19 protein-coding genes are annotated in these 23926 nt (G+C 46.6%); 17 read left to right on the top strand and 2 right to left on the bottom strand.

Features of this window, described 5'->3' with window-relative positions:
* The first annotated feature begins 69 nt into the window (after positions 1–69).
* Together argJ and HUN05_15550 are read left to right on the top strand one after the other, a co-directional pair.
* Complete coding sequence (gene argJ / locus HUN05_15555; GenBank protein ID WDP86368.1) at positions 70–1251, top strand: bifunctional glutamate N-acetyltransferase/amino-acid acetyltransferase ArgJ; 1182 nt, start codon at positions 70–72, stop codon at positions 1249–1251.
* A 3-nt stretch (positions 1252–1254) separates the two neighbouring features.
* Positions 1255–1950, top strand: coding sequence for an rRNA pseudouridine synthase (locus HUN05_15550; protein ID WDP86367.1), 696 nt, complete (start codon positions 1255–1257; stop codon positions 1948–1950).
* On the opposite strand, the gene trpS is transcribed toward HUN05_15550, so the two are convergent.
* Together trpS and HUN05_15540 are read right to left on the bottom strand one after the other, a co-directional pair.
* Positions 1939–2949 carry a tryptophan--tRNA ligase gene (gene trpS, locus HUN05_15545; protein WDP86366.1) on the bottom strand — a complete coding sequence of 337 codons (1011 nt, stop codon included), beginning with the start codon at positions 2947–2949 and terminating at the stop codon, positions 1939–1941. The genes HUN05_15550 and trpS overlap by 12 nt on opposite strands.
* A 163-nt stretch (positions 2950–3112) precedes the next feature.
* Positions 3113–5788: a CBS domain-containing protein gene (locus HUN05_15540; protein ID WDP86365.1), complete on the bottom strand. Its 2676-nt coding sequence runs from the start codon at positions 5786–5788 to the stop codon at positions 3113–3115.
* 239 nt (positions 5789–6027) lie between these two features.
* On the opposite strand from HUN05_15540, the gene HUN05_15535 reads away from it, so the two are divergent.
* The 15 genes from HUN05_15535 to aroA all read left to right on the top strand — a co-directional run bounded on the left by HUN05_15535 (position 6028) and on the right by aroA (position 23923).
* The gene (locus tag HUN05_15535) at positions 6028–7227 is read left to right on the top strand and encodes a type II secretion system F family protein (protein WDP86364.1); all 1200 of its coding nucleotides are present in this window, start codon (positions 6028–6030) and stop codon (positions 7225–7227) included.
* Positions 7181–8521, top strand: coding sequence for a GHKL domain-containing protein (locus tag HUN05_15530; GenBank protein WDP86363.1), 1341 nt, complete (start codon positions 7181–7183; stop codon positions 8519–8521). Before HUN05_15535 ends, HUN05_15530 begins: the two co-directional genes overlap by 47 nt.
* 161 nt (positions 8522–8682) lie before the next feature.
* Complete coding sequence (gene lysS / locus HUN05_15525) at positions 8683–10164, top strand: lysine--tRNA ligase (protein WDP86362.1); 1482 nt, start codon at positions 8683–8685, stop codon at positions 10162–10164.
* A gap of 6 nt (positions 10165–10170) precedes the next feature.
* Positions 10171–11394, top strand: coding sequence for a lipoprotein-releasing ABC transporter permease subunit (locus HUN05_15520; GenBank protein ID WDP86361.1), 1224 nt, complete (start codon positions 10171–10173; stop codon positions 11392–11394).
* On the top strand, positions 11387–12070 hold the full coding sequence (locus tag HUN05_15515; GenBank protein ID WDP86360.1) for an ABC transporter ATP-binding protein: 684 nt from the start codon (positions 11387–11389) through the stop codon (positions 12068–12070). The genes HUN05_15520 and HUN05_15515 overlap by 8 nt, the downstream gene beginning before the upstream one ends.
* A 32-nt stretch (positions 12071–12102) precedes the next feature.
* Positions 12103–14733: an outer membrane protein assembly factor BamA gene (gene bamA, locus HUN05_15510; protein WDP86359.1), complete on the top strand. Its 2631-nt coding sequence runs from the start codon at positions 12103–12105 to the stop codon at positions 14731–14733.
* 29 nt (positions 14734–14762) lie between these two features.
* Positions 14763–15296, top strand: a complete 534-nt coding sequence (locus HUN05_15505) for an OmpH family outer membrane protein (GenBank protein ID WDP86358.1) — start codon at positions 14763–14765, stop codon at positions 15294–15296.
* 6 nt (positions 15297–15302) lie between these two features.
* Entirely contained in the window at positions 15303–16340 is a 1038-nt protein-coding gene (gene lpxD / locus HUN05_15500; protein ID WDP86357.1) for a UDP-3-O-(3-hydroxymyristoyl)glucosamine N-acyltransferase, read from the top strand.
* 2 nt (positions 16341–16342) lie between these two features.
* Positions 16343–17113, top strand: a complete 771-nt coding sequence (gene lpxA, locus HUN05_15495; protein ID WDP86356.1) for an acyl-ACP--UDP-N-acetylglucosamine O-acyltransferase — start codon at positions 16343–16345, stop codon at positions 17111–17113.
* A 4-nt stretch (positions 17114–17117) separates the two neighbouring features.
* The gene (gene lpxI, locus HUN05_15490) at positions 17118–17951 is read left to right on the top strand and encodes a UDP-2,3-diacylglucosamine diphosphatase LpxI (protein WDP86355.1); all 834 of its coding nucleotides are present in this window, start codon (positions 17118–17120) and stop codon (positions 17949–17951) included.
* The gene (gene lpxB / locus HUN05_15485; GenBank protein WDP86354.1) at positions 17948–19096 is read left to right on the top strand and encodes a lipid-A-disaccharide synthase; all 1149 of its coding nucleotides are present in this window, start codon (positions 17948–17950) and stop codon (positions 19094–19096) included. Before lpxI ends, lpxB begins: the two co-directional genes overlap by 4 nt.
* A gap of 111 nt (positions 19097–19207) precedes the next feature.
* Positions 19208–20476, top strand: a complete 1269-nt coding sequence (locus tag HUN05_15480; protein ID WDP86353.1) for an HlyC/CorC family transporter — start codon at positions 19208–19210, stop codon at positions 20474–20476.
* A gap of 257 nt (positions 20477–20733) precedes the next feature.
* Positions 20734–21852, top strand: coding sequence for a prephenate dehydratase (gene pheA / locus HUN05_15475; protein WDP86352.1), 1119 nt, complete (start codon positions 20734–20736; stop codon positions 21850–21852).
* Positions 21849–22649, top strand: a complete 801-nt coding sequence (aroE, locus tag HUN05_15470; protein ID WDP86351.1) for a shikimate dehydrogenase — start codon at positions 21849–21851, stop codon at positions 22647–22649. Before pheA ends, aroE begins: the two co-directional genes overlap by 4 nt.
* Before the next feature lie 17 nt (positions 22650–22666).
* Positions 22667–23923: a 3-phosphoshikimate 1-carboxyvinyltransferase gene (aroA, locus tag HUN05_15465; GenBank protein ID WDP86350.1), complete on the top strand. Its 1257-nt coding sequence runs from the start codon at positions 22667–22669 to the stop codon at positions 23921–23923.
* Positions 23924–23926 lie beyond the last annotated feature (3 nt).

Raw genomic sequence — 23926 nt, 5'->3', positions numbered from 1 at the left:
TCATTTACAGACTAGGCAATCCCCCTTATAATACCTGGCTATAATCAGAAATATCTAAAAGGAAGATCAATGAACGGGTTCAAATTTGCCGGAATTTCGGCAGGAATCAAAAAAAACGGGCTTAAGGATCTGGGGCTGATATTTGCAGAAAAAAAGGCAGTTGGCGCAGCCTTGTTCACCCAAAACCTTGTAAAGGCCGCCCCTGTCATTTTTGGCCAGAAAATGATTCAAAACGGAGAAATCCAGGCTATTCTTGCCAATTCCGGCAATGCCAACTGTTTTACCGGTGAAAAAGGGCTTGAAGATGCCAGGGCCTGTGCCCATATGACTGCCGATGTCCTGGGACTATACCCTGATCTTGTGATGGTCTCTTCCACAGGCGTGATTGGTTCTCCTTTGCCCATGGACAAATTTGAATCCGCCATTCCCCGGATCAAAAAGGCCCTTGCAAAGGAATCTGTCAAAGATTTTGCAGATGCAATTCTCACCACAGACACCTGTCAAAAAATAGTTCAAAAAACAGGAGAAATTAAGACGCCTGAGGGCATCAAATCATTTTCCATTCTCGGGGTGGCCAAAGGGTCGGGGATGATCCGCCCGGATATGGCCACCATGCTGGCCTATGTCCTCACCGACGCGGCCATTGATAAAGACCTGCTTTACCAGGCCCTGGTTCATGCCAATGCCCGCTCCTTTAACCGTATAACCGTGGACGGGGACACCTCCACCAATGATACCCTTGCCTGTCTGGCCTCGGGGGCAGGAGAGGCGACCATAAAAGATCAGGCAGAATTTAATATTTTCCAATCCCTTTTGGATGAGGTCTGCTATGGGCTTGCCAAAATGGTGGTACAAGACGGAGAAGGGGCTACCAAACTTGCCTCTATTTCAGTTAACGGGGCAAAGACCCAAAAGGATGCATTTAATGCGGCCGAGGCTATTGCCCATTCCAACCTGGTCAAAACAGCCCTTTACGGCCAGGACCCCAACTGGGGAAGAATCACGGCGGCAGCAGGCAGATCAGGTGCCATGGTGGATCCGGACAGGATGGATCTTTTTTTTGATGGAACCGCCCTGGTGTTAAAGGGAAAATGGCTGGGATTGGCAGCGGAGAAGAAAATTGCAAAACAAATGGAAAAAAAAGAGATCAATATCACCCTGGATCTCAACCTTGGAGAATATTCAGACCATTTCCTGTTCTGTGATTTTAGTGAGAAGTATGTCAAAATAAACGCAGATTACAGGTCCTGAACAATGCGGCTGCAAAAATACCTGGCCCATGCAGGGGTCTGTTCAAGACGCAAGGCAGAAGCCCTTATCCTTGACAGCAGAATCAAGGTCAACGGAGAACTTGTCACCACGCTCGGCACCCAGGTGGACCCTGAAACAGACCAGGTCCTCTTTGACAACCAAAAGGTTGCCTTCTTGGGTTCCGGCCCCAAATTAATTTATATTGCCGTGAACAAACCCCAAGGGGTGGTCACCTCCTGTTCCCAGAAAAACACAAAGATTATCCTTGACCTGGTTCCTGTAAAAGACCGAATTTATCCCATTGGCCGCCTGGATAAGGATTCCGTGGGCCTTGTCCTGCTCACCAATGACGGGCACCTTCACAACAGGCTTTCCCACCCCTCCCATGACCATGAAAAAGAATACCTGGTATTCACCCGGCACCCGGTCTCGGACAAGGCCTTAGGGGCTATGGCCGAGGGTATGGTGATCGAGGGAGAAAAAACACGCAGGGCACAGGTTAAACGGGTGGCGCCCAAGGGGTTTAAAATTATCCTCAAACAAGGCAGAAACCGTCAGATCCGGAAAATGGTGGGTAAAACCGGAAACAAGGTTGATACGCTCAAGCGGGTACGCATGGCCAATATCAACCTTGGCAGCTTAAAACCGGGAAAATGGCGATATCTCACGGACAAAGAGGTGAAAATTCTAACCCAATGATTGAATACCGATACTCTTTCTAATCTTTTCCAAAAACGGGACTGAAAATTGCCGGGCTTTTAGGGCGCCTTCCTGCAGAACCGCCTCAATATCACCAGGGTTCTGGATCAATTCATTGTATTGGTCCCTGGGCGCTTTTAAAATACCATTGATATATTCAAACAGCTCCTGTTTCATGGTGCCCCAGGAAATGCCCTCCCGGTACTGGTCTGCCATTTTCCGGGTTTCATCTTCGGTTGCAAAGGCCTTGTAAATTGAAAAAAGGGTACAGGTCTCAGGATCTTTGGGTTCATCAGGACCCAGAGAGTTTGTCTGGATCTTTATGATCATTTTCCTCAGCCGTTTTTCCGTATCAAACAAGGGGATAAAATTATTGTAGCTCTTGCTCATCTTACGGCCGTCCAGGCCTGAGAGTACGGCAGCGGTATCATCGACCACCACTTCGGGAAGAATAAACATCTTTTTATAGGTATGGTTGAACCGTGCTGCAATATCCCTTGTCATTTCAAGGTGCTGAATCTGATCCTTGCCCACGGGCACTTTTCTGGCATTGAACATGAGAATATCAGCAGCCATGAGCACAGGATAGGAAAACAGCCCCATGGTCACGCCCTTGTCAGCATCCTTGCGCTCTTGTTCTTCATTGTCCTGAACCGCGGCCTTGTAGGCATGGGCCCGGTTCATGAGGCCTTTGGCTGTCAGGCAGGTGAGGATCCAGGTCAATTCCGGAATCTCAGGAATATCGGACTGCCGGTAAAATACGCAATTCTTATAATCAAGCCCCAGGGCAATCCAGGCCGCAGCAATCTCAAGGGAGGATTGTCTCCGCTTTTTGGGGTCATGGTTTTTGATCAAAGAGTGGTAGTCCGCCAAAAAATAATAAGAGGTCAGCTCATGATTTTTACTGGTCTCGACAGCAGGGCGTATGGCACCGACATAGTTGCCGAGATGGGGGGTTCCTGAGGTGGTTATTCCGGTCAAAAAATCTGCGTTTTTCATTTATCTTCCTAAAGGTTGTATGGTCAGTTGCTCAAACAAAAAAATTTATCAAAAACCATTGGTTTTATCAAGCCTGGCATTGAAATTTAAACAAGTCATTTTCTGACTGATTTCATCTTTTAATTTTCAAATTCCAGCCCAAAAGAAAAATCCGGCCCTTTTTTCATGAAATAAGGTCATTTTCTATGGCATATCGGGTGGCAAAGGCCAGTTCCTCTTTCCGGGTGGCCAGCTTTTTATCCAGCTTTTCATTGATAATCAGGTTTAAAATTTTGGTAAACACAGGACCCGGCTGAATACCAATGGCCAAAAGATCTTTTCCCCCCAGCACAGGCTTGATGTGACGGTGGTGGGTATAAAAATTGGAAATTGCTTTTTGAACCGCCTCATTCCCGGTTAAGGCCATCATATAAAGAATAAATTCTGTTTTAAAATTAATCAGCCCCCAATACATTTCCTGGCGGGTGATCGGAAAGTTTGCCTGGATCATGGTAAGCCTGTTTTCCGCCTTGTAACGGCGTTCAAGCAGGATATGACGTTCTTTATCAGGCACCATGAGCCGGGCTAAAATCTCATCACATACCCTGAAAGGCAGCCGGTACAACATGGCCATAAAATAAACGGCCCACCTTGGATACCGTTCGTCCACATAGAGCAGGTCATGCCAGGAAAGCGCCTTGTTCACGGACTCAAACAGCTCATAGGTCCTTGGGGTAATATTCAACTGTTTGTGTATCACCTTTTCAACGCCGTAGGACACCATGGTCTCCATGGCTGGAATGGGGTTGGGTTCAGTAAAGATCTGCTTGAGCTCCGACAATACCCTGAGCCCGCTCAAATGCTTGAACGTATCAATTTTCAAGGCATTTTTAATGAGCTTGGATGTCACCTTTCCAATATTGAATCCGAACCGGTTTGCAAATTTAATTGCCCTGAACACCCGGGTGGGATCTTCCACAAAGCTTAAATTGTGTATGATTCTGATGGTTTTGTCTTTCAAATCCCGGCTGGCCCCGAAATAATCGATCAACACCCCATAACTGTCGGGATTCAATGCAATGGCCAGGGTATTGATGGTAAAATCCCTTCGGGCCATGTCCAGTTTTATGGAAGAATTTTCCACAATGGGCAGGGCCGCAGGCGTGGCATAATACTCCAGGCGTGCCGAGGCCACATCCACCTTGAAATTATCCGCTAAAATAATAACAGCAGTCCCGAACTTTTGATGGGGACTCATTCTGCAGCCGTGTTCCTTTGCAAAATGTCCGGCAAAGGCAATGCCATCCCCTTCAACCACCACGTCCACGTCTTCATTGGGTCGATCTAAAATCAAATCTCTTACAAACCCGCCCACCACATAAACCTCAACCCCCAGTTTTTCAGCGGTAATGCCGATCTCTTTGAGCAAGGTTTGTTTACGGACGTCCAGTCGCTGGTCAAGAATATGTTTAATATATTTTTTCTGGGCATTGGGGCGGTTGACAATCTGGTGTTCATTTTGGGAAACTTCCTTGTTGTGCTCTACCAGGTAATCCAAAAGATCGGTTCTGGTGATCACCCCTAAAATCCGGTCCTGGTCCATGACCGGAATAATCCGTTGTTTGGCCTCTATGATCTGTTCCTCGATCTTTGCAAGATCTGCATCCTGGGTAACAAAGGCGCCCCCTGAATTCATATACTCAAACACCGGCTGGTTGCCTAATTTATGAAAGAGCAGCTTTTCAACCACCTGGCGGGTAATATACCCTTCATAGGAATTGTCCGTGGAAGAGACGGCCAACAGGGTGTTGATATTATACCGGGTCATACGCTGGCCTGCTTCCCTGCAGGACCGCTGGGTATCAATGGTGATGGCCGGAGAAGACATCAGCTTTTTGGCAACCCAGATGCTTTTAAGCTGGTGATTGAGCATATCCAGCAGTCTCAGTTCCACCTGGGCCAGGGTCTGGTTTTCCACTTTGGCAGATGCGGCATACGCGTGTCCCCCGCCTCCGAACTGGGCCAGAACTTTGCCCACATCCACCTCGGCAAGTCGGTTCCGGGCAATAATGTTCACCTTTGTTCCCATGAGCACCACGGCAAAATAAACTCCCAGGTTTTCCATTCTCACAATCTTTTGGACAATGGAAGCCAGGTCTGAAATGTATGAAGACGAAGAGATGGATGACACATGGACCTGGATGCCATTAATCTGGTGGGATGACATTTCATTGATCAATTCATTAAGCCAGGTCACCTGTTCTGTTTTCATCTCTTTAACCACCAGACTTGAAATGGTATTCAGACTGGCTCCGCAGTCAAGCAGAAAGGCGGCCTGGATAAAATCAGCCCGGGTGGTGGAAGAATAGGTAAAATTCCCGGTATCTTCATAGATTCCCAGGGCCATGACCGTTGCCTCTTCAGGGGTCAGCCCAATACCTTTTTCCTGAAGGATTTCGCTCATAATGGTGGTGGTTGCCCCATAGGGTTTTGACACATCCAAACAGCCCTTGATCTCTCCTGGCATGGGCGGGTGATGATCATAGATATCAATTAAAATTTCCTCTTTGTCCAGAAGGTCAGAGACCCCTGTCAACCGGCTTTTTTGCCTTGTATCCACGATCACCAGGCGCTGGATCGTGGAAAAATCAATTTTCGACAAATCTGCCATGTTCAACAAATAGCTCATGGAATTAACAAAAAAATCCCTTAGACTTTTTTCCTGGGACCCGGGAAAGACAATAACGGCATCTGGATATAATTTTTGGGCGGCCAGCATGGCGCCGATGGCATCAAAGTCCGCATTCACGTGACTTGTAATCAGCGTTTTGGCTTTAATAGGATTATTTTTATGGGCCACAGACTAACTCCTGTTGAAAAGGTGGTTTGAAATTTATATAGTATATCTGTTTATAATTTACAATTGCCCGATTCATGGGTCTCTTAACTGGCAAAGGAAAAATGATTCTGGTATAGTGGAAGGAATTTTGCATGTATGACCATGAATTCAAGCGCCTCAATTGAGGTTTAAATTGCCGATAAAAGGGTTTTGCAAAAATCTTGGTAAACAAGAACAACCCCATAAAATAAGGATAAACCATGGCTGTCATCTATGAGTGGAAAGGAAAGAATCCAAAGGGGCGTAAAATTAAAGGGGAAATGGAGGCAGAAAGCCAGGACCAGGTTCGCTTAAGTCTTGAGCGGCGTAAAATCATTCCCACAAAAATCAGAAAAAAACCCAAGGATTTGTTTGAAAATATCAAATTTCTCCAGCCCAAGGTGACAGAGTCTGATGTGATTATTTTCTCACGGCAGTTTTCAATCATGATTGATGCAGGTCTCCCCCTGCTTCAATGCCTTGACATTCTCAAGTCCCAACAGGAAAACCCCACCTTTAAACGACAGCTTAAACGAATCAAGGAAGCGGTAGAGTCCGGCGAAACCTTTGCAGATTCCTTAAGACGCTATCCAAAAGTGTTTAATGAACTTTTTGTCAATATGATTGCCGCAGGAGAGGCCGGGGGTATCCTTGATGTGATTCTTCAACGGCTGTCAGCCTATATGGAAAAAATGGCAAAACTCAAAAAACAGGTCAAGGGTGCCATGACCTATCCGGCTATTACCATGGTGGTGGCCGTGATTGTTGTGGCCATTATTCTGGTCTTTGTCATTCCCGTGTTTGAAGACATGTTTGCCAGCATGGGAGGCGCACTGCCCGCCATGACCCAGATGGTGGTGTCCATGAGTAATTTTGTCATCAATAATTTTCTCTGGATTGCCGGCGGTCTTTTTGGGGCCGGTGTTCTCATCGGCAGGACCTACCAAACCAAAAAAGGAAGGATCTTTATGGATGATCTCTTCCTTCGTCTGCCTGTGGTAGGCATTCTGATCAGAAAAGTGGCAGTGGCCAAATTTACCCGAACCACCGCCACCATGATTTCATCCGGGGTCTCCATCCTGGAAGCCTTAGATATTGTAGGAAAGACATCGGGAAATAAAATTGTAGAATTTGCCATTTCCGATGTCAAAATCGGCATTGCAGAGGGTCGTTCCATGGCTGATCCCTTGCTTGAAAGCGGGGTATTTCCCTCCATGGTCTGTTCCATGATCGCCGTGGGGGAATCCACAGGCGCCCTTGACGCCATGCTGGAAAAAATAGCGGATTTTTACGACGATGAGGTGGACCAGTCCGTCAAAAACCTCACCGATATGATAGAGCCCTTTATGCTGGTCTTTCTCGGGGGGCTGGTCATTGCCATGTACCTGCCCATTTTCTCCATGGCAGGCTCAATTGGATAGCCAGACCACGTTATTGCAGCGGAGCAACGAACTTTTCGGACAGATCAAGTGGGGGATTTTATCCCGGGCTGTATTTGCCATTGTCCTGATTTTTTCCACCCTGTTTTTTTCCAATAATAACCCCCAGATGTCCATGGTGGTGCCGTTTTTGTCCCTGTATAAAATGGCAGGGGCAGTGCTTGTTCTTTCCATTTTATATTTTTTCTGGCTCAATCAGAAAAAACACCTGAAAATCCTGGCATACGTTCAAACCATTGCAGACAGTATCCTTGTTACGGCAATCATATTTGTCACAGGAGGCTATCACAGCATATTCACCTTTCTCTACCTTGTGGTGATCATTTATACGGCCATGCTCCTGCTTCAGCGGGGCAGTTTTGTCATTGCCACCCTGTCAAGCGTTCAATACGGACTCCTGGTAGAACTGGAATATTTCGGAATCATCTCGCCTTTTATGGGGGGCGCCTCCCTTGGGGCAGGCATTGATGATTCCCAGGTAATTTACCGCATTATCATCACCATTGCCGCATGTTTTGCCGTGGCCGCTCTAAGCGGGATACTCTCTTTCCAGCTTAAAACCGCAAGACAGGACCTTAAAATCACCCAGGAACACCTCAAACGGGTTGAAAAAATGTCTGCTGTGGATGAAATGATTTCAGGCATTGCCCATGAGATAAAAAACCCTTTGGCATCCTTGTCAGGCTCCATTCAGCTGCTCAAAGATGAAACCCAGCAAGGAAGTGATGAAAACCGGCTGATGCAGATCATCCTAAGGGAGACAGACCGGCTCAAACAAATCGTCAATGATATCAGACTGATTTCAAAGCCGGGCAGGGCCAATGCTAAAATTGTAAATATGGCCCAGAGCATTGAAGATGTTAAAGCCTTATTCTTAAATACCCCCCATTGGAAATCCAGAATTCAGCTCATCACAAAACTTGAAAAAGAACTTTGTGTTTCCATTGACCCTGTTCATTTACAACAAATCCTGTGGAACCTGATTAAAAATGCGGCCGAGGCCATTGAAGGGCAGGGCAAAATTATTATCACACTAAATTCCCCGAGAAACAAACGAATATACCTGACCATCAGGGATACGGGCAAGGGAATTGACGAAAAACAGGCCCGCCATATTTTTGATCCGTTTTTCACCACCAAACAAGAAGGTACGGGGCTTGGGCTTTCAATCATTCACAGAATCATAGACGCCTATGAAGGGATGATTGATTTTGAATCCATCCCTGAAAAGGGGACCTTGTTTACCCTGATTTTCAAAAACACCTCATCTGGATAGCAAACAACCCCATTCTATATATTGACAATTTCAGATAAAAAAGGCTATCTTATTTTGTTTTGAAGTCCGGGCCGGAATCGGCCTTTTAAAAAATATGATAGGGACTCAAAATATAACCTTATGGCTGTCAACGCTGACACAATTTATGAAAGTAGTGATTTATGGACAAGACGACAAGTAAACTGATCAAGCTTCGAAAAGAAAAAATAAATGAATTCAAAGAGGGAGGCATTCCCCTTTACCCCAATGATTTCAAACCTGACTGCACGGTTCCCCAGCTGAAAACAATAATTGAAAATGAGGATAATACCCTTGGAGAAGAGGGTAGAAAATTCAAAATGGCCGGAAGAATGATGGCCATCAACAAAATGGGTAAATCCTCTTTTGTGCGGTTCCAGGACAGCGGCGAACAAATGCAGTTGTACATCCAGAAAAACAAGGTCGGGGACGAAATATATGCCATGTTTAAAAAGATGGATATTGGTGATTTCATTGGTGTCACAGGTCCGTTGTTCAAAACAAGAACAGGTGAATGGACCCTTTTGGCAGAAGAGTTCCGCCTTTTATCCAAGGCCGTAAGACCCCTTCCTGAAAAATTTCACGGAATCAAGGATCCTGAAAAAAGATACCGCCAGCGTTACCTGGACCTGATCATGAATGACAAGGCCAGGGACATATTTACCAAAAGAAGCCAGATTGTGGCATCCATGAGACGGTTTTTTGAAACCCAGGACTTTATGGAGGTTGAAACCCCCATGATGCAGCCTTTGCCCGGAGGGGCTGAAGCCACGCCCTTTAAGACCTGGCACAATGCCCTTGGCATGGAGCTTTTCTTACGTATTGCTCCGGAGCTCTACCTCAAACGTCTGGTGGTGGGCGGGTTTGAAAAAGTCTTTGAAATTAACAGAAATTTTCGAAACGAAGGGGTGTCCACCCGGCATAACCCTGAATTCACCATGGTTGAATTTTACCAGGCCTATGCCACCTACGAAGATCTCATGGACCTGACCGAAGTGATGTTTGAATCCATTGTCACCCAGGTGACAGGAAATCCCGTGCTTGAATACCAGGGTGAAGCCATTGATTTTTCAAAGGGATGGAAACGGATTCCCATGATCCAATCCCTGTCTGAAATCGGCGGCATTGATCCGGCCATCATCAATGACACCAAGGCCCTGCTGGACCATGCGGAAAAATGCAATATCCATATCACTAAAAAAGACAGGCATGGAAAAGTCATAACAAAACTTTTTGATGCCCTGGTCGAACCCAAACTCATCCAGCCCACGTTTATCACAGGATATCCGGTGGAGGTTTCTCCATTGTCACGGAAAAGCGATTCAGATCCAGAACTCACAGATCGGTTTGAACTCTTTATCGCAGGACGTGAAATTGCAAACGGATTTTCTGAAATCAATGATCCTGAAGACCAGAACAACCGGTTTCTCATGCAGGTGCGCCAGCGTGACGAAGGTAATGACGAAGCCCATATCATGGATTCGGATTATGTGGAAGCCCTGGAATACGGCATGCCCCCCACTGCGGGTGAGGGCATTGGTATTGACCGTCTGGTCATGCTCCTGACCGACTCTCCATCCATCCGAGAAGTCATTTTATTTCCTCACATGAAAAAGAACGCTTAGGGCCAGATGGCTGTAGAACTATTCATAGCGAAAAAATACCTAAAGGCAAAACGGAAAGAAGGGTTCATCTCTTTGATCACCTTTCTTTCCGTTGCCGGCGTTATTTTAGGTGTCATGGCCCTGGTGGTGGTGATCGCCGTAATGAGCGGTGCTGAAACAGAGTTTCGCAAACGGATTCTTGGACTTGAACCTCACATTCTGATCATGAATTATTCGGGCCGTTTTATCAACGACCCGGCACTTGCAGACCAAATCAAAAAAATACCCGGGGTTAAAACCGTATCACCTGTCCTGTTCGGTCAGGCCATGATCCGCACCCAAAGATCTTTTTCCGGCATCATGGTCAGGGGGATTACACCCAAAAGCGGTTCGGCCCTGATCAAAGGTTTCAGTCCGGAACAGCTGGAAAAAGCCCTTGCCGATCCACCCCAAAAAGGGGGTATGCCCGGAATAATTCTGGGCCAAGAGCTGGCCAATGCCATCGGGGTAATCCAGGGGGATAAGATTTTGCTCATGTCCTCCAATACCATCATATCTCCCATGGGCCAAATTCCCTCCATGAAGCAGTTCATTGTCAGGGGCACCTTTAAATCCGGAATGTCCGAATACGATGCCATGCTGGCCTATGTCAGGCTTGACCAGGCCCAGGCACTGGTATCGGCCCGGCAAAAAATATCTGCTCTGGGCATATGGGTGGATCAATTGTTTGAGGTCAAGGCCTTAAGAGAAAACCACCTGTCCTTTGTTGAGTATCCCTTTTATGTCAGGGACTGGATGGACATTAACCACAGCCTTTTTTCAGCCCTTAAGCTTGAAAAAACCGCCATGTTTGTCATTCTTACCCTGATCATCCTGGTGGCGGCATTTAACATTGCATCGGCTTTGATCATGATGGTCATGGAAAAAACCAAAGACATTGCCGTACTCAAAGCCATGGGAGCCACCCACGCCATGATCCGTCGTATTTTCATCATCAAGGGGATGATCATCGGCATCTTGGGGACCTTTATCGGCACCCTTGCAGGGGTGATCATCTGCTATGTGCTTAAAAAATACGAATTTATCAAACTGCCCGAGGCCTATCCATTCTCGACCCTGCCGGTGCAGCTGGAATCCATGGATGTACTCGTGATTGCCCTGTCGGCAATTTTCATCTGTTTTCTCTCTACCTTATACCCCTCATACAAAGCCTCGAGAATGGATCCTGTGGAGGCCATCCGTTATGGATAACCATCCTTTTATACGCCTTGAGGGGATATCCAAGGCCTTTGCTTCCCAGAACTCCAGGCTGGATATTCTAAACCAGGCTGATTTTAGTCTTCAAAAAGGGGAGACCATGGCCATTGTCGGGGCTTCAGGCATCGGCAAATCAACATTGCTCAATATCATCGGGACACTGGATAAACCTGATGCGGGCAGACTGATCTACAAAGGGGAAAACCTGTTTTCATTTGGGGATGAAAAACTGGCCCGGTTCCGGAACCGAAAAATCGGATTTGTTTTTCAGTTTCACTACCTTCTTCAAGGCTTTACAGCCATTGAAAATGTTATGATTCCCGGATTGATTTGCGGCAAATCCAAAAAAAGTATTGAAAAACATGCATCAAATATGCTTGAAAGAGTAAAACTCGGTACGCGTCTTAAATATCGGGTTGAGGACCTTTCAGGGGGAGAGCAACAACGTGTTGCCATTGCAAGAGCCCTGGTCATGAAACCGGATCTGCTTTTAGCGGACGAGCCCACCGGGAATCTGGACCAGAAAAATAGTGAGGATGTCCACAGGCTTCTCAAGGAACTGAACCTTGAAATGGGAATGACCATCATTGTGGTGACCCACAATTCAGACTTTGCCGGAATCATGGGCAAAAAAGTCACCCTTAAAGAAGGCAAAATAATACCGGTATAAACAACAGGGAAAATTTTCTTAGGAAAACATTTATGAAACAGGTTAAAATCAGTTTAGGACTGGCAATTCTTCTTTATTTTTGTTGTATCACCCCCCTTTTGGCCGAACAGACTGTGGCTGTGTTCCCATTTGCTGTTCAGGCAGAGGCCCCCAATGAAAAGGTGAGAACCGCATTGCCCCAGATGCTCAAGGAAAAGCTTGAAAAAGACGGGGCAAAAATCATTCTCATAAAAACCAATGCAGATACCTCTGTCTGGGAATACCCCCAATTCCGCAAAGAAGGTATCCGTTTAGGGGCTGACTGGATCATCACGGGAAATATTTTCATTGCAGGGCAGGGAATCAGCATTGATACCCAGATGCATAATGTATATGAAAAACAAGAGCCCTTTATTTTTTTCTCCCAGGCACCGAGCATAGGAGAGCTTTACTCTGCCGTATCATCCCTTGGCCGGGATATCACAGGTGAACTTTTCCAGAAAAAAATTATCTCTGCCATTCTAATTTCAGGCAATAAACGAATAGAATCGGATGCCATTTCAAGGGTGATTACCTCAAAAACCGGGGAACTTCTCAATCCTGACACCCTGGGCAAGGACCTTAAGCTTGTCTATAAGATGGGGTATTTTGACAATGTCTCCGTCAATAAAAAAAACCTGGACCGGGGCGTTGAAATCATATTTGAGGTGGCTGAAAAACCCAGCGTGAGAAATATCCGGTTTGAAGACAACAGCATTTACAAGGACGAAGAACTCTTTGATGTGGTGGGGACCAGTACCGGATCAATTCTCAACGTCTACAAGATCAACAATGATGTTGAAAAACTCAAACAGCTGTATTTTGAAAAAAACTATCACAACTGCCAGATTTCCTATGAAATAAAACCCTTGAAAAATGACCAGGCAGACATTGTTTTCACAGTTGACGAAGGCAAAAAAATCCGGGTTGAAACCATTGTGCTTGAAGGGAATGAATTTTTTGACGATGATGATGTCAAAGATGCGATGAAAACCCAGGAAAAAGGATTCTGGTCCTTTCTCACCTCTTCTGGAGACCTGGATGAAACAGAACTGGACAATGATGTTATCCGGATTGAATCCTTGTATAAAAACAACGGATTTATCAATGTTAAAGTCTCTGATCCCAAGGTCGTCTTAGGGGAGGAGAGCATCTCCATCAGCTTTAAAATAGAGGAGGGAGATCAATACAAAAACGGGATTGTGGGCATTCAAGGAGATATCCTGACGTCAGAAGAGGCGATGCTGCCCCTGCTCATTTCCCAGGAATCAGAACTGTACAACCGGGAACTTGTCCGCAAGGACATGATCACCCTGACCGACCTTTACGCCAACGAAGGGTATGCCAATGCCCAGATCAGGCCCATGGTCAACAAGGACGAAGAAAAGAAAATTGTAAATATTTCCTTTGATATCCAGAAAGGAGAACTGGTCCATTTTAACCGGATCATTATTACCGGCAACTCCAAGACCCGGGACAAGGTTGTCCGTCGGGAAATGGCCATTGCGGAACAGGGCCGGTACAGTATGAGAGGAATCCAGCGCAGTCACAGAAACCTGTCGGTTCTGGATTATTTTGGAAGTGTGGATATTAAACCGGTTAAAACCAATGTGCCTGACCAACGCAATGTGGAAGTCAAGGTCACGGAAAAACCCACAGGCAACTTTGCATTCGGCGGCGGATTTTCAAGCGATGACGGTCCATTTGGCCAGTTCTCAGTTGAAGAACGCAACCTGTTCGGTCGGGGCCAGAGCCTGAAATTCACCACCCGGCTTTCCGGTGAAAATGCCCTGTTCAACATCGGATTTACCGAACCCTGGATGTTTGACCGCCCCATATCCGGAGGCTTTGATATTTACAAGTTTGAAAATGAATATGACCATTACGACAAGGATGCCATGGGTCTGACCCTAAGATCTGCATACCGTCAATTCTGGGATTATACCGCCATCGGCATCAACTACAACATTGAAGATTTTGATATCTCCGACGTGGAGACCGCTTATACCAAAGTTAAGGCAGGATCCTATCTTACCTCAAGCCTTGAACCCTATATTTCCTACGATTCTAGAAACCACAGGTTTTTAGCCACAAGGGGGATGTACCACAGATTCTCAATGGAATATGCAGGAGAATTTTTAGGGGGAGAGATTGATTTTTCAAAATACACCCTTGAATCGGCCATTTTCTTTCCTTTATTCTGGAAATTTTCCGGCGGAATTTATGCCAAGGGCGGGTATCTTGACGACAGAACAGAGGGGTCAATCGATATTGACTGGGAACGCTTTTATCTTGGGGGTATCAAATCCATCAGGGGATTTGACAACACCGATATAAATGCCACTCCCCCAGAGTCTACCATTGAGCGCGGAGGTGAAAAATATATTCAGTTCAACGCGGAGATGCTCTTTCCCATCCAGGCCGATGCCGGGGTATACGGGGTCTTCTTTTACGACAGAGGTGATGTTTACTCCTACGGGGACCCCATTGACTTGGGAGACCAGTTTTCAAGCGCGGGATTCGAGCTTCGATGGAATTCTCCCATGGGGCCCATCCGTCTGGCCTATGGGTATGTTATAGACGGCAAAACTGTAAAAAATACCGGAGACGGACAATTTGACTTCTCCATTGGTGCATTTTTCTAAAAAATTTAAAATTAATTTCGGAGGCATGAATGAAAAAAGGATTCATCTTACTGACAATCCTGATCTTTACACTTGGCTTAAACCCTGCTGCATTTTCTGCGGATGTGGCCAAAATCGGCGTGGTCAATTTTGAAAAAGTATTAAAAAATTCCAGTGCCGGAAAAGTGACACAAAAACAACTTAAAGCCAAATGGACAGAACTGCAAAATAAACTGGAAGCTGAAAAAAAACAAGTTGAAGCCATGTCTCTTGCCATTGAAAGAGAGGCCTTAGTACTCAGTCCTGAAAAGAAACGGGACAAACAGCGGGAGTTAAGGGACAGGGTCAACAATTTCAAAGGAATGAACGCCGATTTTACTGAAGAGTATAGAATTCTTCAAAATAAACGGGTCAACGAAATCCAGAAAGATGTGTTTGAAATTTCCAATTCCCTGGGCAAAGATCAGGGATTTTTGCTCATCTTGGAAAGAAAAACCGCAGGTGTTATTTATGCACCGGCCCAGGTGAATATCACGGATCTGGTCATTCAAAAATACAACACCCAATTTGCCAAAAAGAAATAATCACCCATGTTGACAACAGGACAAATCTCCCAAATGGTAGATGCCTGTATTCAAGGAGAAAGTGAATACGAGATCCATGGCGTCTGTTCTTTTGATGATGCAGGCCCCATGGATCTGACCTTTGCCGTTGATCATGGATATTTGTCCAGACTCGACCTTTCCAAGGCAGGGGCAGTGCTCGTACCCCAGGATTTTTCCACTGAAAAAGAATGCACTGCCATTCTTTTAAAAAGTGCAAATCCCAAAGTTGACTTTTTTAAAATAGTGGAATATTTTTCTCCCAAAGAGCAGCCATTTTCTTTCGTCCATCCAACGGCCGTGATCGGGGACAGGGTGAGGATCGGTCAGGATACCCGCATTGATGCCAATGTGGTTGTTGGAAATGATGTGGTCATTGGTGACAAGGTCCATATCATGGCCAATACCTATGTGGGCGACCAGTGTCGAATCAAAGATTCTTGCCAGCTTAAACCCAATGTCACCTTGATGGATAAAACACAACTGGGTGTTGAGGTGCTCATACACTCGGGCACGGTTATCGGCTCGGACGGATTTGGATTTGCCATGGACAGTGAAGGCCATGCAAAACTGGTCCATACCGGTAGCGTACACATTGGAGACCGGGTTGAGATCGGGGCCTGCAACACCATTGACAAAGGGACCCTGGGCGTCACATCCATTGGAAATGGGGTTAAGACAGACAACCTGATTCACATTGCCCATAATGTAAAAATCGGGGACAACACCCTTGTTGTGGCCCAGGTCGGCATTGCCGGCTCCACCGTTGTTGGAAACAATGTGATTATTGCAGGAAAGTCCGCGGTTTCAGGCCATCTGACCATTGGAGACGGGGCTATTGTCGGTCCGTTTTCAGCGGTTTCAAAAGATGTTCCCCCCAATGAGGTTGTCTCGGGGATTCCTCACATGCCCCATAAAATATGGCTCAAAGTGGCCAACATCATCTCCCGCCTGCCGGCAATGAGAACAAAACTGCTTTCCCTTGAAAAAAGAATCAAAGAAATAGAAAGCAAAGATACGGAGTAAGAATGATCCATCCAACTGCAATTATCGACTCATCGGCCCAGATCGATGAAAACGTCACCATCGGCCCCTTTGCCATTATCAATGCCGATGTCTGCATCGGAGCCAATACCACCATCGGCCCCTATACCACCATTGATAATCATGTCACCATCGGTCCTGACTGCCAGATCTTCCAGTATGCATCCATTGGAGGGGCACCCCAGGATTTAAAATTTCATGGAGAAAAAACCTATTTAAAAATAGGGCGGGGCTCCATTATCAGGGAATTTGTCACCATTAACCGGGGAACCGGATTTGGCGGCGGTGTCACCGAGGTGGGGGAAGAAAATTATTTAATGGCCTATACCCATATCGCCCATGACTGCAAAACCGGAAAAGGGGTGATTTTAGCCAACAACTCAACTTTGGCCGGGCATATTGAAATCGGTGATCATGCAACCATTGGTGGGCTTGTTGCCATCCACCAATTTGTTAAAGTCGGAGACTACGCCTATATCGGGGGAAAATCTGCCGTGGTCAAGGATATACCTCCCTATGTCATTGCCGCTGGAGACCGGGCCACCCTTCACGGGCTTAACAATGTGGGGTTGAAGCGTCATAATTTTCAAAAATCCACTTTAAGCCAGCTTAAAAAAGTGTATCGGATTTTCTTTAGAATCGGCCTGACCGTTACCCAGGCACAGGAACGGGCAAAAGCCGAGGTTGAACAGATCCCGGAAGTGCTGACCTTTATGAAATTTATCCAGGAATCCAACCGGGGCGTTACCCGGTAATCCAATGGAAGAAGATCAGGGTAAGATCGGGCTCATTGCAGGCGGGGGACAATTTCCCCTGCTATTTGCCCGAAAAGCGGCCCAAAAAGGCTTTAAAGTCATTGCCGCAGGGTTCCCCTCTGAAACGGACAAAACCCTTGTTTCAGACGTTCATGAATTCAAATGGCTCTACCTGGGACAAATCAACAAGCTTTTAAAATATTTTAAACAACATGGCATTACCCGGGCGGTCATGCTCGGCTCTGTTAAAAAAACAAATATATTTAAAGATATACGTCCGGATCTCAAAGCGCTCTCCTTTATTGCCAAAACCGCCAGGACCCATGACGACAGTATTTTAACCTCATTTGCCGATCTCATGGAAAAGGAGGGGATCCAATTAATGCCCTCTACTTTTTTATTACCCGAACTTATCAGCCCAAAAGGGTGCTGGACAAAGAAAAAGCCTGACCGTGGAGAAAAAAAAGATATTTTCCAGGGATGGCAGTTGGCCAAGGCCGTGGGCAAGCTTGATATCGGACAATGCCTGGTGATTTCCAACGGCACAGTGCTGGCCGTGGAAGCCATTGATGGCACAGACGAAACCATTCTCAGGGGCGGGAAATTGAGCCATGACAGCGGGGCTGTGGTGGTTAAGCTGTCAAAACCCAACCAGGATCTTCGGTTTGATCTGCCCTCATCAGGATGCGCCACCATTGAAACCATGCATAAATCAGGGGCAACCGTGCTGGCCCTGGAAGCAGGAAAATCCCTGGCCTTTGACCGGGAAGAAATGATTGGTCTGGCCGACAAGTACAAAATTGCCATCATTGCCCTGACAGATGATGATATCCCATGAACCCACCCCCCTTGCATATCATGATCCTTACAGGAGAGCCCTCAGGTGACTTCCATGCCGCGTTCCTGATCCAGGCCTTAAACCAGATAGATCCCAATCTCCGGATTTCAGGCATTGGCGGACCTGGGATGAAAAAACAGGGGGCTAAGCTTTTTTTCCCCATAGAACGCCTCTCTGCCATGGGTCTTGTCCAGGTTATCAAACAATTGGGTACGATCAAAGAGGCCTTTAGAACGGTCCGGGCACGCTTAACATCCGACCGGCCTGATATTGTGGTGCTCATTGACTATCCCGGGTTCAATCTCAGGGTGGCAAAATATATCAAAGAAAATACACGTATTCCGGTATGCTATTATATTGCGCCCAAGGTCTGGGCATGGAATTCGGCAAGGCTTGACAAAATTAAGGCTTATGTGGACCATGTGGCCCTGATTTTTCCCTTTGAATCCCCCATTTACAAACAAAGAAAAATTGCCGCCACCTATGTGGGCAATCCCCTGATGGATGAATATCCTCGTCTTTTGCCGCCCCCGGCCCAAGGTACCAGGAAACCAAACAAGATTATCGGCCTTTTGCCGGGTTCCAGAAGATCTGAAATTCAAACGCTTTTGCCTGTAATGCTTGGGGCAAGCCAGAAAATTAAAAAAATCCACCCGGATGCAAAAATTATCGTATCTGCAGGATCTAAACAAAATCAAGACAGAATCCAAACAATTATTAAGAATCAAGGCCTGGATGGGAGCTATAAAATTATTGAGGGCCGGCCTTTGTCCATATTTGAGCAGGCAGACATGCTCATTGCCGCCTCAGGCACCGTGACTTTAGAGGCTGCACTTTGCGGGCTGCCCACCATTATTGTCTACAAGCTTTCTCCCATAGCCTACCGCCTTGCAAGACTTGTGGTTAAAATAAAATATGCCGGCCTTGCCAACCTGATCATGGGCCGGGAAGTGATGCCGGAACTGCTCCAGGGAGATGCAAATCCTGAACAAATCTGTCAGACCGCCATTTCAATGCTCAACACCCTTGAGGCCCACCGAGAAAAACTCGCCGGGGTCCGCCAAAGACTCGGCAGCCCGGGCGCCCCCAAAAGAACGGCCCAAATTATTTTAAATCTCATTAAAGCAAGTGCATCCAATCCTTGAGTTATCCCGCCCCTGTCCAATCTTGGAAAATACTTGTTTGACAAACCAGGACAAAAGCGATTAGATTGAATTGACTCAAAATTTCTTACAACCTGAAGGACTATATTTTCCATGACTTTTGAACTAACCCTGCTGATCGTCTGTATTTTTTTATCGGGTTTTTTTTCATCTTCAGAAACTGCACTCTTTTCCATCTCAAAGGTCAAGGCACTCCACATTGCCAAAGACGGTTCCAGAACCGGACGACTGATCATGGAAATGAAAGAGGATTCCCATACCTTATTGACCACCATCCTGATTGGCAACAACCTGGTAAATATCGGTGCATCCGCACTTGCCACCTCTTTGGCCATCTCCTTTTTCGAGACCAAGTCCATGGAAGTCAATGCCGTTGGAATTGCCACAGGGGTCATGACCCTGCTGATTCTCGTATTTGGTGAAATTTTTCCCAAATCCTTTGCCAACCATAACAATGTCCTGGTCTCCCGGGGAGTGATCTATCCGCTCTACTGGCTGTCCAAAATATTCTGGCCTTTGATCTTTATTCTCAACTTCATACCCAAACTCCACGGGGCCATTGACAATGGCCAGGACACGGTTACCGAAGACGAACTCATGACCATGGTCGAGGTGGTGGAAGAAGAGGGGGAAATCAAAGAGGAAGAAAAGGAATATATCACCAATATTTTTGAATTTGATGATACCTATTGCTCAGAGATCATGACCCCGAGAGCAGATATGTTTGTCATTGATGTTTCCTCAGGACTGGATATCCAGGCCATTTTAAAAACCGGATTTTCCAGGATCCCCATGATGGAAGATACCATTGACAATATTGTGGGCGTTGTCCATATCAAGGATCTGTTTGCTGAATTTCAAAAACAGGTGGCCGCAGGAAAGAAGACCCATACCCTGGATCTTAAGACCATAATGAAAAAACCCTATTTCATACCTGAATCTAAAAAACTCGATTCCCTGCTCCAGGAATTTAAGGCCAAAAAAAGCCATATGGCCGTTGTGGTCGATGAACACGGCGGAGTTTCCGGTATTGTAACCTTAGAGGATGTGGTAGAAGAAATTTTTGGGGAAATCGTTGACGAAACCGATCACAACACCCCTGATATTGTTCAGCTCAAAGGTAAAAAATGGTTGGTGGCCGGAAGAATTGACGTGGATGATCTCAACAAAAAACTTGGGGTGGCCATTCCCGAATCTGCCAACTATGACACCTTTTCAGGTTTTATCCTCGAACAGATCGAAAGAATACCCAAACCCGGAGAATCCATACGAATCAACAATTGGATCATCACGGTCAAGGATATGGACGGCAACCGGATTCAATCTTTTATTATCAAACCAGGGGAAGATACCAGCCCGTAACTTTACCCTAAAATCATAAGCCCCCCTTGACAGATGGGAACCATCTGTATAAGGTTCAATGATTTTAAAAATGATTAGGATGATCAATGAATTTTACCGAGAACAGATATTTTTATTTTTGCACCCCTTTCAAAAGGGGGCCTGCCTGTCTGTGGTAAATTGATTTACTAACCCGTCCCAAACCCAATCAACCGCAGCAGGCAAGACCTGATGCGGTTTTTTTTTGGACAATAGAAGACAAATATACGAGGAGACTCATGGAAGGCCCAAAAAAATCAATTCCAGTCCACAAGAATCCACTGGTTTCCCTTCGGGATGAAATCGACAGGATAGACTCACGTATTCTGGAATTGATCAACCAACGCCTTGAAATCGGCCAACAGGTCGGGGCGGTAAAAAAACAAAAAGGCGGGCAGATCCTTGACCGGGCAAGAGAGAGGAGGGTAATTGAAAACTTGCATAAGATAAACCCAGGCCCGGCTGAAAAGGATTTAATCCAGTATATTTTTAATGTGATCATCACGGCCACAAGAGAGATACAAAAGCCCAAAACCATTGCCTATCTGGGCCCTAAGGCAAGCTACACCCACATTGCCGCCCTCAATCACTTTAAACATTCAGGCCAATTTATTGAACAGCCCAATTTATTTGAAATATTCAGGGATGTAGAGCGGTCCCAGAGCCACTTTGGGGTGGTGCCCGTGGAAAACTCCATTGAAGGGGCCGTAAACCACACCCTGGATCTTTTTGCTGAGTTTGATCTTAATATCTGTGCAGAACATTATGAGCCCATATCCCATGATCTTTTATCCATTACAGGGGACGCCCGGGATGTCAAACGCATCTATTCCCATCCCCAGGCCATTGCCCAGTGCAAGGGCTGGCTTAAGAAAAAATTTGCCCATGCCGAGATTATAGAGACCAGCTCCACATCCAAGGCAGCCCTCATGGCCTCTGAAGATGAAAGCGTGGCCGCCATTGCCAGCCAGAAAGCCGCCCATATCTATGAACTGCTGCCGGTGGAGTCAAAAATCCAGGATTTGGGAAAAAATATCACCCGGTTTTTAGTCATTGGAAAACAACGGCCTGAAAAAACAACGGCCGATAAAACATCGATCATGTTTGCCACCTCCCATGTTCCCGGCGCCCTGTTCAAAGCCCTTGCCCCCATAGATCAGTCCGGTATTAACATGCTCAAGTTAGAATCCAGACCCACCCGGCATCAAAACTGGAGCTATTATTTTTTCATGGATATTCAAGGCCATATTCAAGATGAAAAAATTTTCAAAACCATAGAAAAAATCAAGGCCCAGACCCTGACACTCAAGGTACTGGGATCATATCCCGTATTTATCAAAGAGGAACCTGGCCTATGATTACCGCATCCACGGCTCTTTATTGTGTTCTGGGCAGTCCGGTTGTTCATTCAAAAAGCCCTTTGATTCACAATGCAGCCTTTAAAGACAAGGGGATTGACGCTGTTTACCTGGCCTTTGAACCCCAAACCATAGAAGCAGCCGTCCAGGCCATCCGCACTCTTGGCATCCAAGGGGCTTCAGTGACGATTCCTTTTAAGGAATCGGTCATCCCGCATCTGGACTGGATCCATCCTTTGGCCGCAAAAATAGGTGCTGTAAACACCCTTGTAAATGAAAACGGAGTAATTAAAGGGTATAATACCGATTGTGATGCCGCAGTGGCTCCTTTGCTCTCCCATGGGATAGAGAATAAAACCATCTGCATTGTCGGGGCAGGGGGAGCCGCCAGGGCAGTGGCCTTTGGGATGGTAGCCCACGGGGCCCGGGTGATGATTGCCAACCGGACCCGGCAAAAAGCAAAGGCCTTGGCCAAACAGATCAGGGGCGATTTTATTCCCTTTGAGGATATGAAAAATATTCAGGCTGAGGTGGTGATCAACACCACAAGCCTTGGGATGGTGCCTGACCCGAAGATCTTAAGCTATCCCGCCCAGGCCCTGCATCCGGGCATGGTGGTCATGGATGTGGTCTACACCCCCCTTGATACCTGCCTGCTGAAAACGGCCAGAAAAAAAAAATGCGTGACCATTGACGGACTGTCCATGTTTGTGGCCCAGGCCGCTGCCCAATTTAAACTATGGACCGGTATTGAGCCCGACCAAGACCTCATGCGTCAGACGGCTTTGACCCATTGAGTCAAAAGGAGAAAATAATGAAGCGGATCTTTCCAAAATCCATATCAGATCAAATTGTCCAGATCCCGGGATCCAAAAGTATTTCCCACAGGATGCTGATTTGCGCAGCCCTGGCCAAAGGCAGATCAATCATCCATAATTCCCTGGAATCCCAAGATCTCTTTCTTACCCGGCAGACCCTTGAGCATATGGGGGCAAAATTCAACGATATCACTGACCATCAGATGGAGGTCGACGGATTTAACGGCAGGCCCATGCCCCATGCCCAACCCATATATCTGGGAAATTCGGGCACCTCCATGCGCCTTCTTGCCGGAATCGCAGCCTTAGGGGATACCGCCTATACCCTGACCGGAGACAAACGCATGTGCCAGAGGCCCATGAACGAACTTCTAACCGCGTTAAAACATATCCAGGTGAATGCCTATTCCCGAAACGACCAGGGCACTCCCCCTGTGGTCATCCAGGGGGGCAACCGCATGGGCGGCACAACACGGCTTGACTGTTCAAAATCCAGCCAGTATCTGTCTGCACTGCTCATGGCAGGGGCCTTGTTTGACCAGGGTCTTGTCATTGAACTTGCAGGCCCCTTGGTATCAAAACCATATATTGACCTGACGTTGGACGTTATGTCCCAGTTCAATGTGCAAGCTGAGCAGGTATCTGACAGGGTGTACCAGGTAAAAGGCGGCCAGGCCTATGTCCCGGGCACAAGGGTGGTTGAGCCTGATCTGTCCAATGCAGGATATTTCTGGGCCGTGGGGGCCATCACCGGGAAAAAAATCGGTGTGACCAATATTGAAGCCACCTCTTTGCAGGGAGATCTTAAACAGGTCAAAATTCTTGAAAAAATGGGGTGTTGCCTGGAAAAAAAGGAAAATACCCTGTTTGTTCAGGGCCAACAACTGACCGGGGTGGATGTGGACATGTCAGAGATCCCGGATGCCGTCCCGGCCATTGCGGTGGTTGCAGCCTTTGCCAGGGGCAGAACCCGGATCACCAACATTGCTCACCTGAGGGTCAAAGAGTGTGACAGGATTGATGCTGTCTGCTCCCAATTGTCCAAAATGGGTATCCAGGTCAGCCAGACATCCGATGCCATGGAAATCATTGGGGGCAGCCCCAAGGGCGCCCAGATATCCACGTTTAACGACCACCGAATTGCCATGGCATTCTCCGTGGCAGGTCTCAGGGTCAAGGGCATGGAAATTGAAAATCCAAATTGTGTTGAAAAATCATTTCCCACCTATTGGCATCTGTTTGATGCCTTGTAAGGA

The organism is Desulfobacter sp. (assembly GCA_028768545.1).
Classification (GTDB): domain Bacteria; phylum Desulfobacterota; class Desulfobacteria; order Desulfobacterales; family Desulfobacteraceae; genus Desulfobacter.
The sequence above is the reverse complement of the archived record's forward strand: the minus strand, read 5'-3'. Positions and strand labels throughout refer to the sequence as shown.